General features: G+C 40.4%; 13 protein-coding genes. 7 read left to right on the top strand and 6 right to left on the bottom strand.

Annotation, left to right across the window (positions count from 1 at the left end):
* Positions 1-15 precede the first annotated feature (15 nt).
* The gene (locus GX654_10940) at positions 16-720 is read left to right on the top strand and encodes a GAF and ANTAR domain-containing protein (GenBank protein ID NLD37372.1); all 705 of its coding nucleotides are present in this window, start codon (positions 16-18) and stop codon (positions 718-720) included.
* 263 nt (positions 721-983) lie between these two features.
* On the top strand, positions 984-2,636 hold the full coding sequence (locus GX654_10935; GenBank protein ID NLD37371.1) for an FMN-binding glutamate synthase family protein: 1,653 nt from the start codon (positions 984-986) through the stop codon (positions 2,634-2,636).
* A gap of 7 nt (positions 2,637-2,643) precedes the next feature.
* On the opposite strand, the gene GX654_10930 is transcribed toward GX654_10935, so the two are convergent.
* From GX654_10930 to GX654_10920, 3 genes are all read right to left on the bottom strand, one after another.
* Positions 2,644-3,942, bottom strand: a complete 1,299-nt coding sequence (locus tag GX654_10930; protein NLD37370.1) for a helix-turn-helix domain-containing protein — start codon at positions 3,940-3,942, stop codon at positions 2,644-2,646.
* A gap of 101 nt (positions 3,943-4,043) precedes the next feature.
* On the bottom strand, positions 4,044-4,766 hold the full coding sequence (locus GX654_10925) for a TrmH family RNA methyltransferase (GenBank protein ID NLD37369.1): 723 nt from the start codon (positions 4,764-4,766) through the stop codon (positions 4,044-4,046).
* 53 nt (positions 4,767-4,819) lie between these two features.
* Complete coding sequence (locus tag GX654_10920; GenBank protein ID NLD37368.1) at positions 4,820-6,193, bottom strand: response regulator; 1,374 nt, start codon at positions 6,191-6,193, stop codon at positions 4,820-4,822.
* A 244-nt stretch (positions 6,194-6,437) separates the two neighbouring features.
* On the opposite strand from GX654_10920, the gene GX654_10915 reads away from it, so the two are divergent.
* From GX654_10915 to GX654_10895, 5 genes are all read left to right on the top strand, one after another.
* Positions 6,438-7,580, top strand: a complete 1,143-nt coding sequence (locus GX654_10915) for a ribonuclease D (protein ID NLD37367.1) — start codon at positions 6,438-6,440, stop codon at positions 7,578-7,580.
* A 442-nt stretch (positions 7,581-8,022) separates the two neighbouring features.
* Complete coding sequence (locus GX654_10910) at positions 8,023-8,187, top strand: hypothetical protein (GenBank protein NLD37366.1); 165 nt, start codon at positions 8,023-8,025, stop codon at positions 8,185-8,187.
* A 156-nt stretch (positions 8,188-8,343) separates the two neighbouring features.
* Complete coding sequence (locus tag GX654_10905) at positions 8,344-8,526, top strand: hypothetical protein (protein NLD37365.1); 183 nt, start codon at positions 8,344-8,346, stop codon at positions 8,524-8,526.
* Positions 8,527-8,921: 395 nt separating this feature from the next.
* Positions 8,922-12,776 (top strand): hypothetical protein, encoded by a 3,855-nt coding sequence (locus tag GX654_10900; protein ID NLD37364.1) that lies wholly within the window; start codon positions 8,922-8,924, stop codon positions 12,774-12,776.
* Positions 12,777-13,066: 290 nt separating this feature from the next.
* Positions 13,067-13,894 (top strand): Bro-N domain-containing protein, encoded by an 828-nt coding sequence (locus GX654_10895; GenBank protein NLD37363.1) that lies wholly within the window; start codon positions 13,067-13,069, stop codon positions 13,892-13,894.
* A 505-nt stretch (positions 13,895-14,399) separates the two neighbouring features.
* On the opposite strand, the gene GX654_10890 is transcribed toward GX654_10895, so the two are convergent.
* From GX654_10890 to GX654_10880, 3 genes are all read right to left on the bottom strand, one after another.
* A complete protein-coding gene (locus GX654_10890) occupies positions 14,400-14,795 on the bottom strand; it encodes a type II toxin-antitoxin system VapC family toxin (protein NLD37362.1) in 396 nt (131 codons plus the stop codon).
* Positions 14,792-15,025, bottom strand: coding sequence for a type II toxin-antitoxin system Phd/YefM family antitoxin (locus tag GX654_10885; GenBank protein NLD37361.1), 234 nt, complete (start codon positions 15,023-15,025; stop codon positions 14,792-14,794). The genes GX654_10890 and GX654_10885 overlap by 4 nt, the downstream gene beginning before the upstream one ends.
* A 111-nt stretch (positions 15,026-15,136) precedes the next feature.
* The gene (locus GX654_10880; GenBank protein ID NLD37360.1) at positions 15,137-17,206 is read right to left on the bottom strand and encodes a response regulator; all 2,070 of its coding nucleotides are present in this window, start codon (positions 17,204-17,206) and stop codon (positions 15,137-15,139) included.
* Between the last annotated feature and the right edge of the window lie 54 nt (positions 17,207-17,260).

Here is a 17,260-nt window from a genome sequence, read left to right as displayed (position 1 = left end):
TAAGAGTTGGATGACATATCTTCGATAGATTATAATAAATATATAAAGGCGCTTACCGATATCAGCAGCGCTATAACTTCAGATCTTTATATAGAAGAGATACTTAAGCTTATAGTTATGGTTACAGCAAAGGTTACAGGGCTTGAAATCTGCTCCCTGTGGCTTGTTGACAATTCAACCAATCCCAAAAAGATACGCCTTAAAGCCACACAGGCTATTGACCCTGATTATGTGCAGGACAGGTCTCTTGACTTCAATGAAGGTGTTGTGGGTTATGTGGTAGCCAATAACAAACCCCTTATACTCAAGGAGGTCATTACCGAACCGAGGTTCAAGGAAAAGGAGATGGCAAAAAAACTGGGCCTTGTTTCCATGCTGAGTGTGCCGCTTCAGGCTAAAAAGGGGGAGGTTATAGGTGTTTTAAACTGTTTTACATCTGTTCCGCATGATTTTACAGAACCTGAGATTAATCTTATTACCGCGGTCGCAAACCAGGCGGCAGTTGCCATCATGAACACTGAACTGATGGTAAAATCAAAGGTGATACAGGAGGAGCTTGAGACCAGAAAACTGGTTGAAAAGGCTAAAGAGATTATCATGATCAGGAAGAATATCAGCGGAAACGATGCCTTCAGGTGGATACAGAAACAGAGCATGAATACACGCAAATCCATGAGGCAGGTGGCCGAGGCAATACTGCTTTCAGAGGATTTGGGGTAATATTCTCTTACTCTTGCTCTTTCTCTTACTCTCATTTTTTAGTAATACTAAATATTTGCAAATTTTAAATTATTACTATTGACATTTTATTTTAGTAAAACTAAAAATAGAGATAATTTAGTTACACAACGGCGTGTAAATTTTAAAATGATGACAAAGACGTCTACTCCAATTTCGGAGAGGCGTCTTTTTTTTTGGTTTAAAACCATCTTTTTCATTAAGGGAAAGGGCCTTAAAAAATTATTTAACTGGAGGTATTAACAATGAGATTTGATAAAAGCAATGATGTTCTGGGAACAGTAAACAGAGGTAACCCCGCTGAATCAGGGCTTTGTACACTTTGCAGGGCAGATTGCCAGGGAAAATGCGAAACATGGCTTGCAAGTCTGGTTGGACGTAAACTTTTATACCCAAGGGATTTTGGCACTGTAACTGCTGGCGCCAATAATACAACAGCTGTTGGGGTAAACTATAATGCACTCCGTATTCAGGGTTATGCCTATGGAGCTCATGGCCTTAAATCGGGTCTTTCAAATGACCCTGATGACTGCATATTCCCGAATGTTGACCTTTCAACAGAGTTTGGCAATGAGATGAAAACCAAGGTAAAAGTGCCTTTAATGACAGGCGCCCTGGGGTCAACATTTATAGCTGCAAAATACTGGGATTCTTTTGCTATTGGCGGATCGCTTGTTGGTATACCTGTTGTTATTGGAGAAAACGTAGTCGGTGTTGACCTTAAATCAAAGATCGGCAAGGGTAAAACAAGGAAGGGCAGGATAACAGGGGCCCCAGAGCTTGAAAGAAGGATAGATACCTACTTAAGGTATCATGAGGGATATGGCGCTATTATAGTGCAGATGAATGTTGAAGATACAAGAAATGGCGTCGCAGAATTTATAATAGATAAGTATGGCAACAAATGCATAATAGAACTTAAATGGGGCCAGGGTGCAAAATGTATAGGCGGGGAGATCCAGGTAACAAGCCTTGAATATGCCCTGTTCCTGAAGGATCGTGGTTATGTAGTTGATCCTGACCCGTCAAGGCCTGAGGTACAACAGGCATTCAAAGAGGGTTCAATAAAATCCTTTGCCCGTCACAGCAGGCTTGGCGGTACAAACCTTGATACAGCAGATCAGGTAAGAAAGGATTTTATGGATTCTGTCGATTACCTGAGAAGCATTGGTTTTAAGAGAATCACCCTTAAGACCGGTTCATACGGCATGGAAGAGCTTGCGATGGCAATAAAGTTTGCCAGTGATGCAAAGTGTGATCTCTTAACCATTGACGGCTCAGGCGGCGGTACAGGCATGAGCCCGTGGAATATGATGCAGAGCTGGGGTGTCCCCTCCATATTCCTGCATGCAAAGGCATATGAATATGCAAGTTTACTTGCAGCAAAGGGTGAAAAGGTTGTTGATATGTCTTTTGCCGGTGGTTTTGCGCTTGAAGACAGCATATTCAAGGCCCTGGCCCTTGGCGCTCCATACACAAAAATGGTCTGCATGGGTAGGGCAGTCATGATACCGGGTTTTGTAGGCTCCAATATTGAGGGCGCCCTTGTGCCTGCAAAAAAAGAGGCATTAAACGGCAACTGGGATAGCCTGCCCAGAACAGTCAGCAGCATAGGAGAAAAGGCAGAAGAGATATTCGCCTCCTATTTTGATGTCATGAACAAGGTGGGTAAAAAGGAGATGAAGAATATCCCGTATGGCGCAATTGCCTTCTACACCCTTGCCGACAAACTTTCATGCGGGTTACAGCAGCTCATGGCCGGCGCCAGGAAATTCTCACTGGATAGAATAAGCAGGGAAGATCTCTTTTCTGCAAACAGGGAGACTGAGAGGGAAACAGGGATTCCTCATGTTTCAGATATCAACGATGAGACAGCAAAAAAGATTCTTCTGGGCTGACACTAAATTATATTATCTTAACCCAGAGAAGCCTTGCCACCTCTGGGCCTGTGTTTTTCCAGCTTGCAGGGATATCATTTGCCAGGTATATAAGATCACCTGCACGTGCAGTACATGAGGTTTTATCCAGGTTCATCTGTAGCTCTCCAGATATTAGATAACCTATCTCATCACCCTTATGAATAAAAAAATGGCCAGGGAAATTTTTTCCTGGCCCTATCTCAATAATGTAAGGCTCAGCCTTTGCATAAAAATCAAGGGGCGTGAGGAGCTTCCCTGATATAATATTTTCAGCGAGTTCACCAAACCTTATATCGGATGCATCAGAGCTGGTGAAGACATTTTTAGGCCTGCCTTCACCTCCTCCCTGAAAAAATGCGCTGACATCAATGTTAAGCATTTCTGCCATTTTTAATAACGCCGGCACAGAGGGGTATATGAGGTTGCTTTCTATCTGCGAAATAGTGCTGGGTGTAACACCAATTAGTTTTGCCAGTTCAGTCTGGGATAATCCGCGCTTAATCCTGAGTTCCTTGAGCCTCATCCCCATATCAATACTGGCAGTCGGTCTTTTTTCAGAATCAAACAGGATATTTAAATCTCTTGTCCAGTAGCCATAGGGCCTGTTGAGTGTGCTTGAATCCCTCTTTTCTGCCTTAAGGACAGTCAGTGATGTCTTACCCCTTTTTACTGAAAGATCAATCGCTACCTGCGCTATCTGATTTATGCTGGCCCTTAGGCGCGGGGAATGGGCCTCCTTTTCCATGATCCAGTATGCTATTGTATTCAGTTCATATAATCTCGGGCATGAATGGGAATAAAAGGTGAGTATTGAATCTTCTCCACCCCAGAGCTCCTGCATCCCTGTTATGCTCTCAAACATAAAGCGCACATCGCCTATCATCTCTGCATGTATGCCATAAAAGGCATTCATTACCTCTTCCACCTTTTTAGGTGCTTTTACCGGGATGATCCTGCACTTAACCTCAGGCATATTTTCTTTATAGAATCGTAAAAAAACCTCAGAGCCCTCACCCTTCCCATGGGTAAAGCAGTCCAGTATGGTAAGTTTTTCATAGTCAGCCAGGGTATCAAGTTTATCGAGAAGATTTTTGGGAGACCTGTCAAAGCTTACATATATTATATATTTATCCTGTGATTCAGATTCCTTCATGAAATGGAGGCAGAATGCATATGCAAGGCTTCCTGCATCATCATACCACACCACATTATCGCCAACAAACAGGCCGCCCAAAATCCTGTCAAGCTGATTTACGCCTGTACCTATCCTTGTCATTTCGACCATAAGATAAAACCTTTCATTTTTTAAAAACATATATATGGGCCTTATAGCACCATTTTTTAAGCCGTATTTATGGAAGTAGGAACAAAATGGTTTAAACCCTTTTAAAATCCCTCTCTACAACTCTCATAAAGGGCAATACCCGCTGCAACAGAAAGATTAAGCGAATCTATTCTATTATCCTGCGGGATAGATATGGTTGTTCCCTGTACATCAATATCATCAGGCAGGCCTGAGCTTTCATTCCCGAATACAAGGCTATAGGGCCAGATAAAGCTGGCCTCCCTGATGCTGCTCTTTTCACCTGTCCTGAAAAGGTAGAGATTATTATTGAATGCCTTTTGGTAATCCTGAAGGGTATCAAAATAGGCAATATTGAGGCGTAAAATTGAACCCATTGAGGCGCGTATGACCTTTGGATCAAAATAATCAAGGGCAGGCCTTATCAATGCCAGGTTAACCATCCCGAAGCCGACCATTGTTCTGGCAATGGTGCCTGTGTTACCCATGTCAGAGGGGTTTACAAGCACCATGTGGTTTTTATCAGGTTCAATAGTAGAGAGGTATTTGTTAAATACACCTACTGCAAGATGTTTTCCATTACGGCAGATCCTCTCTATAAGCCTGTCATTGATCTCAAAGGGTATAGAATGATTCCTGCAGATCTTGATTATCTGTGTGACCCCGCTGTTCCTTTCTCCAGATGATGATAATAAAACACGGGTCGCATGTTCGGGATGTGCATCAAGCAGCTCTATACAGCTATAGACCCCCTCCGCATAGCTGAATGGGAATTCCTTTTGATATCGTTTTAACCTGTAATCCATAGATCAATGCCTGTAATGTGATAACAGGTTGATAATTATTTTATTATTCGTTATTAGGCAATAAGATTTTTAGGGGATATTTCGCTTATAAGCTCAACAAAAACATCCACACAGTCAGGGCAGAGCTGGGTCCCTTTTGCAGTAAGGATTATATCCATTGCCTTTTGCAGGGGCATGCCATCCCTGTAGGGGCGGTCTGAGGTAAGGGCATGGTATGTATCCGCCACTGCCATTATCCTTGCCCATATCGGGATAGAACTGCCTTTTATGCCGTCTGGGTATCCTTTGCCGTCAAACCTCTCATGATGGTGCCTTATTGCGGGTATTACCCTTGCAAGGCTTGTGATATTGCCAAGGATATTTACACCAACAAGGGGGTGTTCCTTTACCAGGTTGAATTCATCATCAGTGAGCCTGCCGGGTTTTAAAAGAACAGAGTCCGGTACCCCTATCTTTCCAAGGTCATGCAGCTTTCCGGCAATGCTTATAGATTCAATGTCCTCCATTGACAAACCTATTTTAACAGCCATTTTTTCCACAATAGCGGCTACTGCCTGTGAATGACCGCAGGTGTAATGATCCCTTGCCTCAAGTGCGGTAATAAGGCTGGTGATGCCTGAAAGCATAAACTGCCTTTCTGAATCGAGTCGCTCCTTTTCCTTGAGAAGTATGAGGTATTGATCTGACAGCAGTTTTTCAATAGTTATAACCATCTGTTCCATGTTGAATGGCTTAACCAGGTAGGCGCTTACGCCCCTTTCCAGTAGCTGGCGCATGGTGGCCCTGTTGTCATTGGCGCTCATGATCACAAATGGTATTGCCTTGAATGCAGGTTCCATCCTGACCCTGCTGCAGAGTTCAATCCCGCTCATCTCAGGCATGTCTATATCGCTCAGGATCAGGTCAGGCGGCTCTTCCTGTATCTTTTTGAGGGCCATCTTTCCATTTTCTGCGATTGTTACATGGAACCCTGCCTTTTCAAAGGCGTCCTTTACAATTGACCTTATTGTCGATGAATCATCAACAACCAGAATTCTGTTATTATTATGAAATTTTGATTTTTTTAAGACCTCAAGCGTTGTATCGAGCAGCTTGGTCTTGAGATCGGTTTTTATAATGTATGAGTCAGCGCCAACCTTGAAGCCCTTGTCAATATATTTGTCAGTATCATTGGAGCTGATCAGGATAACCGGTATGCTTATTGTGTTAGGGTTTGCCTTAAGTTTGCTGCAAAGGGCAAATCCATCCATGTTGGGCATCTCAATATCGGAGATAATAAGGTCATATGAATCAAGCAGGGCCATATCAAGGCCTTTTCTACCATCTTCAGCGTGTGAGAACGAACCATTAATCGATTTAAGTTCATTTTCTATCTGGCTCCTGAAAAATGGACTGTCATCAATTATTAGAATTTTTGGCTGACTCATTTTAACCTTAATTAATAGATTCCGTACATATCTGATGCTTTCAACAGTATCGGTATAACTAAAAAAATACTTAAGGGTTTTATTTGTGATAAATTAACTGATTATACCCTTTATATGCCCTTTCAGCTTGACCGTGGTGTCATTTTTAACCTATAATCGCATACTTAATAATAATTAATTAGCATTATTATGATTTGCTATAATAAATTTAATATGATTTATATTGGAAGAAGGTAAAAAATAATTGAATAAAAAAGGTATTTCATACAAATATATTACTGATTTTAAATCACTTCAGGAAGAGGCATCTTCTCTTATTAAGGAGAGGGCAATAGGGGTTGACCTGGAGTCAGACTCCCTTTTCCATTACAGGGAAAAGATCTGCCTGCTACAGATATCCACGATCAATAAAAACCTTTTAATAGATACACTTGCAATAAAGGACATCTCTCCCCTTGCCCCTCTCTTTTCAAACCCCTCAATACGAAAGATACTGCATGGGTCTGATTATGATATACGCTCCCTTTATCGTGATTTCGGGATTGAGGTATCATCCCTGTTTGATACCCAGATTGCAGCGCGTCTGCTTGGGGCTGGTGAGACCGGTCTTGCAAGCCTGTTAAAACTGCATTTTGATGTTGAACTTGAAAAAAAATATCAGAAGAGAGACTGGTCAAAAAGACCTTTGCCTGAAGAGATGCTTGCCTATGGCGTATATGATACCTTTTACCTCATACCTTTAAGCCAGATACTTGAAAAGGAGCTGACTATTAAGGGGCGCATCACATGGCTTATCGAGGAGTGCGATATGTTAACCAGGGTGCGGTTTACACCTGGTAATGAGGAGCCCCTATATATGAAGTTCAAGGGGGCAAAAAGGCTGGCGCCGAGAAACCTTGCTGCGCTTGAGGCCATATTAAAGCTCAGGGATGAAGCGGCCATTGCTAGAGACAGGCCTGCCTTCAAGGTGTTGAGTAATGATCAGGTATTGAAATTGGCTGAGAAGATGCCTGTAAATAGAAATGACCTTGCCTCGCTTTCTGACATGCAGATTAAAAATATGGGGAATGATATACTCAGAAAAATTGATGAGATCATGAGGATGCCGGAAGATAATCTTCCTTTATATCCTAAAAATGGGACAAGGGGCATTGAGACAGAGTTCAGGAAAGAGATAAGGCTTATAAAGGAATGGAGAAACAGAAAGGCTGAAAAGCTTGCACTGGAGCCATCTGTTTTGTGCACCAATTCCCAGATACAGATGCTGGTACAGATTGATCCATGTGATATATCAGCATTGTCAAACCAATCGATATTGAAAAACTGGCAGATGGAACTGTTCGGGGATGAATTGTGCCAGATGCTTAAAGAGATGCATAAAGGTTGATCAGGCACCAAACGTCATTCCCGACTTGCCTGCCGGACATACTTTTTTGACCACCATTTTATCCCGCCATAGCTTCATGCGACGGTGGAAGCTTCAGCGCCTGTCCTCCATAGTAGCTACTGTTATAGAGGATGGAAAGGTGGTTAGCGATGTCTGGATCGGTGAACCCAGGTCCCGAACGTCATTCCCCTGAAAGGCGGGTCATTGATCCCGGTACACCGGGAAATCCAGTTGTTTTTGTTTTGTAATTACTTGTCCACCTATGGTGGATTGAAAAATTTCCAATGTGAAGGGTAGACCCCGCTTGTTCAATATTTGATGAAGGGGAATTGAAAGAAGAGGCAACCTGTCAGAAATTCCGACAGGTTCAAACAGAAGCCAACAGTAATGTTGAAAGAAAAAATATTTTTACAGGCTGAAACATCTTCAGCCTGGTTTTTTAATGCCTGAAACCGATGAGCACCATCTAATATGCGATATTACCGGGTTTATCAGGGTGCTCCTGAAGCTGAATGGGATCAAACGTAAAACCATCCCGCTTGTTCTCCTAAAACATGGCAGCCCTTTTATGGTCAATGCTTCTTCTGGGGTAAATGCTGTTGCTTAGAATAATAAAAACGGGAGACAGCTGGATGAAAAGGTAAAGATTCACATTTTTATCTACGCCCCATGCTCCATACACAAAATACTTAACTTTAGGAAAAACTTGTTTTATAATACCGATCAAACGGATCGAAAATATTTTCATATGGACCAATCTTACATGATTAAAAAAGTGGTTAATAAAACGGATTTTAAAAAAGAAGATTCCATCAAGGAAGATCTTAAATACTGGCTTGAAAAAGAACCTGGTGAAAGAATATCTGCTGTAGATTTCTTGAGAATGCAAGCAAATGGAAATTCAGAAAGACTTCAAAGAATTGCTAGAGTTATTCAACGCTCATAATGTTGAATATATGATTTTTATCAATTCATTGAGAATAAAAAATCAGTTGGCAGAAAAAAAGATATGGCCGATTTAGAGGCATTAGGTGTTGAATAAAAAATGAAGCCGACTGATCGCTGACTTCTGATTTCTGCCCTCTTTTTTATTGCCCTCCCTAACAGCCTATAGTCTAAAATGCTTCCCTGGCCCGGCTTAGCCTCGGCGGCGACGGCAGACTTAAGCTTTGAACCTTTAACTTTGAGCTTTGAACTTTGAGCTTTCAGCTCTTCATATTGTTTACTGATACTATCTTGACCAATACACATTCATAATATAGAAATATCATTAAAAGCATTTCAGAAAGAGCATCAATCAGGATATTTACTTGTCTCTTTGAAACAGGTACTGGAGGACTCATGGCAAGAGTTATAAGGGTTTTGTGCTTGATAATGTTAGTGTCTGCCCTCAGTTTCAATGTAATAAATGCTGCGGGTAATTCAGACCAGGATAATGAACCCAAACCTCTTGAAATAATCAGCATTACACCAACTGGTGAGGATGTGCCTGCTTCCAGGCAGATTACATTCAAGTTCAACAGGCCGGTTGTTCCTGTGGGCAGAATGGAGCGGGATTCTTCTGAGATACCTATCGAAATAAAGCCCGAGGTTAAAGGCCAGTGGCGCTGGATTGATACGTCTACACTTGCCTTAATGATGGATGAGAAAAATGCCCTTTCACCGGCTACGAGTTATGAGATAACAGTAAATCCTGGTATAAAGGCAGAAGATGGAACAATACTGAAGAATAGTATGGGGCACACCTTTATAACAGAACGCCCAAAAGTAAATAAAACAGAATTTAAAATATGGGATTCTCCTGGTAAACCAGCGATGAGGATAATCTTTAATCAACCTGTATCAAAGGATTCGGTTGAAAAATATCTGGCAATCAGGATCAAAGGACAGGAAGGAAAACTGACCCATGTCAATGCAAAGTCTGACCCTGAGTTTGAAAAGCGTGTGATGGAAAGCGCAGCATATTACAAAATTAATGAATATACTGCATCACACTATCAGCTTGAAAATGAAGAAGAAAAGCCTTCACTGGAAAATAGCAATGAGTACAGGGTTGTATGGCTGATTTCGCCGGAGGAAGAACTTACTGAGAACGCTACAATCGAATACATGATTCAGCCCGGGTTAGAATCTTCTCTTGGTTCACAAAAAGGAGTTGAAAACCGTGTGATTGATACTCTGGAGCCTTTTCCTCCTTTTACCTTCCTGGGAATTGAGTGCCACGATAAAAACAATAAGGAAGTTTTTTTTGCAAGTGATGATGAGAAAAACAGATGTGATCCTGCCAGACAAATCTCTCTTGTGTTTTCTTCTCCTGTTTTCAAAAAAGAGGTTATTGATAAGGTTTCTGTTGAACCGGGTTTGAAATATACTGAGATGGATTATGAAGAGGACTATTTAATATCGATTTCTTCTATATTTAAAACAAATTACAGAGTATTTGAAAAATATAAAATAAATCTTCCTCGAAGGTTTAAACCGAATAAAAAATATATAATAAAAAATGATCCCAAAAATATTTTCGATATTTTCGGACGAACTTTAATCAGGCCTTTTGAAATTGAGTTCTTTACAGATTCTACCCAGTTTTCTGCCCCGTTTTTTAGAAATCCCAAAGGATATACTGTCCTTGAAAAAGATGCAGACACTGAAATGCCTTTAATTACCAGTAATCTTGACAGTATAAAATTTACCTATGATCTGATAACAGCGCAAGGTAAAAGCAGCGCTATGGAATATGAATTTTTTCCCAAAAAGGGAGATAATACAGATGTATTGAATCCTCTCCCTGTCCGCAAACTGCTGAACGGGCGTTCAGGGCGGATAGATATTGAAGTAACAGAAACAAAACCCCCGGTAGATTCTGGGCTTCTGGAAAATTACAATTTTAAATATTTAAGTGCTAAGGTCACTGCCTTTAATATACATCTTAAAAAAAGCCTTAATAAAACTATTGTCTGGGTACAGGATATAGCAACGGGTGATCCTGTACAGGATGCAAAAGTCGAGATTTATAATGTTTATCCTGATGTCTTCATAAGTTTTACCGGGCCTGATGGAATAGCAGTACTGCCTGGCACCATGGAAATGCATCCCAAAACCCCTCCTGAAAAGAATCTCTATTACGATATTTTTATCCGTGTAACTAAAGAAAATGATATAGCATTCATAACAGACTGGCCTTTGTATCAGCCGGATTCGAAAGATTATACTGTATGGGGTATAACAGATCGTGTTGTCTGCGAACCTGGAGACATAATTAAGTATAAGATTTATGTGCGGGGCAAAGATATAAATAAACCTGTTCCTGACACCAAAAAGGGATACTGTATAATGGTACGGGATCCGAATATAAAAATAGTTTTTAAAGAAGATGTTGAATTGTCTGAATTCGGAACATTGCAGGGTGAGATAAGTATTCCTGAAACAGGTATTTCTGGACTTTACAATATTTATCTTTGTACTCCTTTTTCAAAAAGAGGGGGGTTTACAGTAGAACTATTTGTTGCGGATAAGTCTTCTAGTTCTTTTAACACAAAGACAGAACTTGACAATAACATGTATCAGGCGGGTGATAATATAAAAGTACATACTACTGCCCCATATGTAAATGTTCCGGTAAATATAACTGCTAATCTTTATAAATCGAATAATCCACGATATCTCTTTCCATCAAACAGTCCTGCCTGGGACTTTTTTTTTGATTGGCCTGGCAAACGATATGAATTCACAAAGAAAAAATTCTACCAGTCTGATGGGGTACTGGATAAAGATGGGAACCTTGTAACAAACTTTAATATTAACGAAGATGTCTATTTTGGATTGATTGAAGTAGAAAGCAGAGTCAAGAATGACAATGGAGAAATTATATCAGGTGCTGCTACTGCAAAATATTCTTCAAGGGATCGGTTTGTAGGGCTTTATTCTGCAAATGTGCGCACCTTTAATAATATACCTTTCTCAACGGAAATAATTGTTGTCGATTTAGATGGAAACCCGATTCCCAATATTCCGGTCACGGTAACGGTAGAAAGAATGAATATGATACCTTCTGATTCAAAAGCGGGTGTCAATTTAAGCATGAGAAGTGGATTAAGAGAAATGAAAATCATTGAAACGCATACGATCCAATCTGCTAAAGAACCTCTTGAATTTTCATTTGTACCGGAGAAGGCAGGTGAATACAGGGTTACAGCTACTATCAAAGATTCAAAGGGAAGAGAACACAGGACAGGTATAGCCGTCTATGCTAATAAAACAGGGCTGGAAATTTCAAGCAAGAAAAACAGGGGAAATCTAAAAATTATTCCTGATAAGTTGAATTATAAAATTGGTGAAACAGCTAGGTATACTGTTGAAAATCCTTATCCTAAAACAAGTGCACTCGTTTCAATCGAAAGAGATGGTATTGTAAGGCACTGGGTTCAGATGCTTGACAATACATCTGTTATACAAGTTAAAATTGAAGATGATCTGGCCCCAGGATTCTATCTTTCTGTTACAGCAATGTCTCCTAGAACTGCCCCTCAACCAGCTGATGGTTCAGAAGATGTCGGTAAGCCGGACTACCAGTCGGCAGAGGTAAAAACATTTGTTGATGGTATAAGTAATAACCTGGATATTGATGTTAAAACGTCAAAAGAGATATATGAACCGGGTGAGAGGGTAAGGGTTGATCTGCATTTAAAAAGCAATGATCCTTTAAGTAATAAACCGGTTGAATTGGCAACGATTGTTCTGAATGAAAAAAGTCTTCAACTTATACAGAAAGGGAGAGATTTTTTAAAGCAATTTAAAGGTCTCTATTCGGGTATTAATTCCGGGGTGATAAATTCCAATTTGTTTGATACCTTTAATGGATGGCGGTATCCTTGGGAGTTTGATGAGATCCAGTATTTACTTAACGAAAATTCTCATGGCCCTTTTGGAGAAATGAATATGAGTGGCTTAACAGGTGACCTGAGTGATTATGAAGTAATAAGTGTTATGAAAAATATGCCCGGAAATCTTTCCGGATTAAAGTTTGTAATCTACTGGAACTCATCTATTATGGCTGAAAGTAATGGAAATACTAGTTTTGATTTTGAAGCACCGGGGGATTCAAGTGAATGGCGGATATTTGTGATGGCTGTTACTGCTGGTGATCAGATGGGTGTTGGTGAAGGCAGGTTTACAGTTGCCAGAATAAAGAAGTAAGCACTAAAGATAGAAAATAGGAATCAGAAATTAGTAGATACGGGTCAAATAGATACGGGTCAAAAGATACGGGTCAAATCTCCGAATAGCTTATGAGTAATAAAACGAGGTTTATAGCTCTGATACTTTATTATCTGACAGAGAAAGTTCCGGATCATTTTGCTGATGTCGGGAAAATGATCCGGATCGGCAAGGGGGGACAGCGAGAAGTCTATGATATAGCCTTAACCCGCATTGATTGGCGATGAGAAAAAACATCTCAAAGTCATTCAGAAAAAAAGAGGAATAATATGGCATTCAACGAAATAAAAAGATTTGAAGATAAAAAAGTAAGAACACTGTGGGATGAAGGGCAGGAAAAATGGTATTTCTCCATAGCGGATGTAATAGCTGTATTAACCGAAAGTGTTGACCCTAATGCTTATTGGCGAAAGCTGAAACAAAGGCTGAAGGAAGAAGGAAATGAAACCGTGACAAATTGTCACGGTTTGAAAATGCTTGCGCCTGATGGCAAAATGCGTTTAACCGATGTTGCTGATACTGAACAGCTTTTCCGCCTGATACAATCCATTCCATCGCCCAAGGCTGAACCCTTTAAACTATGGCTGGCACAAGTAGCTTCTGAGCGGTTAGATGAAATGCAAGACCCAGAGCTAAGCATAGACAGGGCGTTGGAACAATATCTGAAACTCGGTTATTCTGAAAACTGGATCAACCAGCGGCTTAAAAGTATTGAAATACGCAAAGAACTGACTGATGAATGGAAAAAACGAGGTCTGAAAGAAGGGGTGCAGTTTGCCACACTCACTGATATAGTTACAAAAGCATGGGCTGATAAAACAACAAAAGAATATAAAATACTCAAAGGACTAAAAAAAGAAAATCTGCGTGATAATATGACCAACACTGAACTGATTTTGAATATGCTGGCAGAAGCCTCCACTAAAGATATTTCAGAAGCTGTGGAACCAAAAGATTTTGAAGAAAGCAAAAAAGTGGCAAAGCAAGGCGGTAATGTTGCCAGGGTTGCAAGAAAGGAATTAGAGGCCAAGACAGGGAAAAAAGTAGTGAGTAAGTTAAACGCGAAATCCGCTTTAGCTTTAAAGGATAAAAAGTAATATGGCATTCAATAAACTCAACAACGTAATGAGGTGATAGGTTTATCAGGCCTACACTTTTTACAGATTTATTCGTATGAATCTAAGTATACTGTTGAGCGTAATGGTGAATGGATTCTTCTTAAGAGTCCTATGGAGATAAAGAGGGGAGAGCTTGTAAGAATAGACCTGTTTGTTTCCATACCTGCTGACAGAAAAAATAAGAATCAGAAGTCATAAGACAGAAATCGGTAAACAGGAAATTGAAAAGAGAAAACAGGAAAGAGTAAATAGGAAAGAGGAAACAGTGATATAGGGAGATCGACGCAGAGCGTCAAAGAGTTTTGTTCCCAAGGGGACAGTTGGAACGAGAAAAAATAGTCATTAATAAAATAGAGGCCTGTAAAAGGCCACCCTACGATAATCACCTTCAAGGGTATCCATTAAAATTTATTACAATAGTCTTTTAACTCAGACCTTTGACCCCTGGAATCCATGAACCCTTATTCTTTTTTACTGTAATACATTACCATATTGTTTCGACGTATGGATAACTGAGTATTTTATCATCCTTTGTGACTAGTGCAGCACCAAGAGTAATCGCAGTTGAAATAATAATTCTGTCAGCAGGGTCTTTATGCAGAGGATCAGGTAATGAAACCGATTTTATAGCTATACGGTTGTCTATTGGTATAAATGATATAAAAGGAAGTCTTTCCGATGCAGCCATCCATTCATTAAAGTCGATTGATAACTCCAGTCTTTTATTAAAATGGAGAAGTGCTGCTTCCCAGGCACTGATTGACGAAATATAAATATTTTTTCCTTTTACAGCTTTATTGATTGCTTTCTTTGCAGGGCTTGATAGTTTTTCAGGATTACTGATCCACCATATCCACACATGAGTATCCAGGACTATCATTTCAGAGTTTCCCAGTCTTCTTCAAGAACAGGTTTGAGAGGATCTATATATTCAATAACTGTGTTTCTAAGTGAATTTAATGTTTCCATCGGGTCATTATTGTAAGGAACAATTTTCAGTTTTGGTTTACCACGATCGGTTATTATCAATTCCTTACCGGTATCTTCTATCTGCCTGAAATACTTCAAGGCATTTGGCTTGAATCTTGATTTTGATACGGCATTTTCCATTTTTCATCCCTTATAAATATCATATAAATGTGGTCATTATACCATGGTCATTTTATGAGTCAAGATATGATCAGGCAAGAAGAAGGATGCAAACAAGCAGGATCGATATATCTATTTATTGATCATCCCTGACCAGTGTTTTAATTTTTCCAGCAGTATCTGTGGCTCTATGGGCTTTGAGAGATAGTCATTCATGCCCAGGGCAATGCACTTCTGTTCATCACCCTTCATGGCATGGGCTGTCATTGCTATAATGGGTATGTCAGGGTCAAGTACGCCCGAACCGGGGTCACGTATGATCCCTGTTGCCTCAAACCCGTCCATTTCAGGCATCTGAACATCCATGAAGACAATATCATATGGGCTCTTTTTAAGCGCCTCAATGGCCTCGTAACCATTATTAGCCGGGTCTGCCTTGTATCCGAATTTTTCAAAGAGTTTAAGGGCCAGCTTCTGGTTAACCGGGTTATCCTCTGCAAGGAGTATCTTAATACTGTGCTTCTCAGAATCAAGAAGAGAATACCTTGTTACAAGCACCTTTTTTTCAGGGTCTTTCTTTGCATACTCCCTGTTTTCTATTACCGCCTCAAGACAGCTCAAGAGCTGCGAATGTTTTACAGGCTTTGGCAGGTAAGCGGAAAAACCTATCTCCTTGATGCGGTTTGCATCTCCCCTGAGCCCGAAATAGGCGATAAGAATAAGAGAAATATCCTTCAGGTCAGGCCTGGATTTGATAATCCTGCCAAGCTCTTCCCCGTTCATGTCATCAAGCATCTGGGCAACTATACAGATATGGAATGGCCTCTTTTCCATTTTAGCCATTTCAAGTCTTTCCAGGGCCTCTGCCCCTGTTGATGCCTCTTCATAGGTGCATCCCCATGAAGAGATGTGGGTGCTTATGCTCTCCCTGCTTGAATCGTTTTTATCAACAAGAAGTATTTTTTTTGATTTAACAGCATCACCCGGAATGGTTATCTCTGCTGCTACCCCAGGCTGTTTCTTGAATATTCCTGTAAACCAGAACTGAGAACCTTTGTTTATCTGGCTTTTTACCCCTATCTCCCCATTCATCTTTTTTACAAGCTGTTTTGATATGGCAAGGCCGAGACCGGTTCCACCATATTTTCTGGTTGTGGAGGCATCTACCTGTGAAAATGATTTAAAAAGCCTGTCTATCCCCTCCTGCGAGATACCTATACCTGTATCTTCAATAGATACAAGGAGGGTTACTGATGTTAACTGCTCTTCTGTGACAGATACCCTTATTGTAACACCGCCTATTGCAGTAAATTTTATGGCATTGCCTGACAGGTTGGTCAGAACCTGCCGGAGCCTGCCAGGGTCTCCTATCAGTTTTGAGGGGACATCAGGGTGTATTATGCATGAAAACTCTATTGATTTTTCATGGGCCTTGATTGCCATCATGTCAGCAACGCTTTCGACAGTGGTGTGGAGGTCAAAGTCTATATCTTCAAGTTCAAGTTTACCTGCCTCGATCTTTGAAAAATCAAGGATATCATTTATAAGGTTTAATAGTGAATGTGCGCTGTGTGAGACTATCTCGGCAAAATCCCTCTGCTCTTCATTAAGGGGTGTATCCATAAGAAGGCCGGTCATACCAATTATTGCATTCATCGGTGTCCTTATCTCATGGCTCATGTTGGCTAGAAATATGCTTTTTGCCTCATTCACTGATTCGGCAAGCTCTTTTGCCTTCCGGAGTTCCTCCTCTGTCTTTTTTCTTTCTGTAATATCTTCTATTATACCTACATACCTCACCCCTTTATCAGAAAAAACAGGTGAAGACTTTACATTTATCCAGCGGGTCTCAGACTGATCAAGAATTATCCTGCACTCCTTTGAATAACTTGCAATCTCCTGTAGAGATTCAGACCATTCCCTTGAAAAACTCTCCCTGTCATCATCATGAAAAAATTCCAGCCAGTCAACAGTGAGGCTTTCCATTAAAGAGAGCCTGAATATATTCTGCCACCTGGTATTGGTATATAAAAGCAACCCGTTTTCATCCGCTTCAAATACACCCACTGGCAGTGTCTCAGATATAAGCCTGAATCTCTCTTCGCTCTCCCTTAATGCCTGTTTTACCTTTTCATCTTCTGTTTTTTGCGGTGATATCATATCCGAAGGATTGGATGGTTTATGAAAATTTGTATCCAACATTTAATCTCCAGGCAAATTAGCCCAAGCATTGAATAATTAACTATAATATGTAAA

It is taken from the genome of Desulfatiglans sp., from assembly GCA_012513605.1.
In the GTDB taxonomy this organism is placed as follows: domain Bacteria; phylum Desulfobacterota; class DSM-4660; order Desulfatiglandales; family HGW-15; genus JAAZBV01.
The sequence above is the reverse complement of the archived record's forward strand: the minus strand, read 5'-3'. Positions and strand labels throughout refer to the sequence as shown.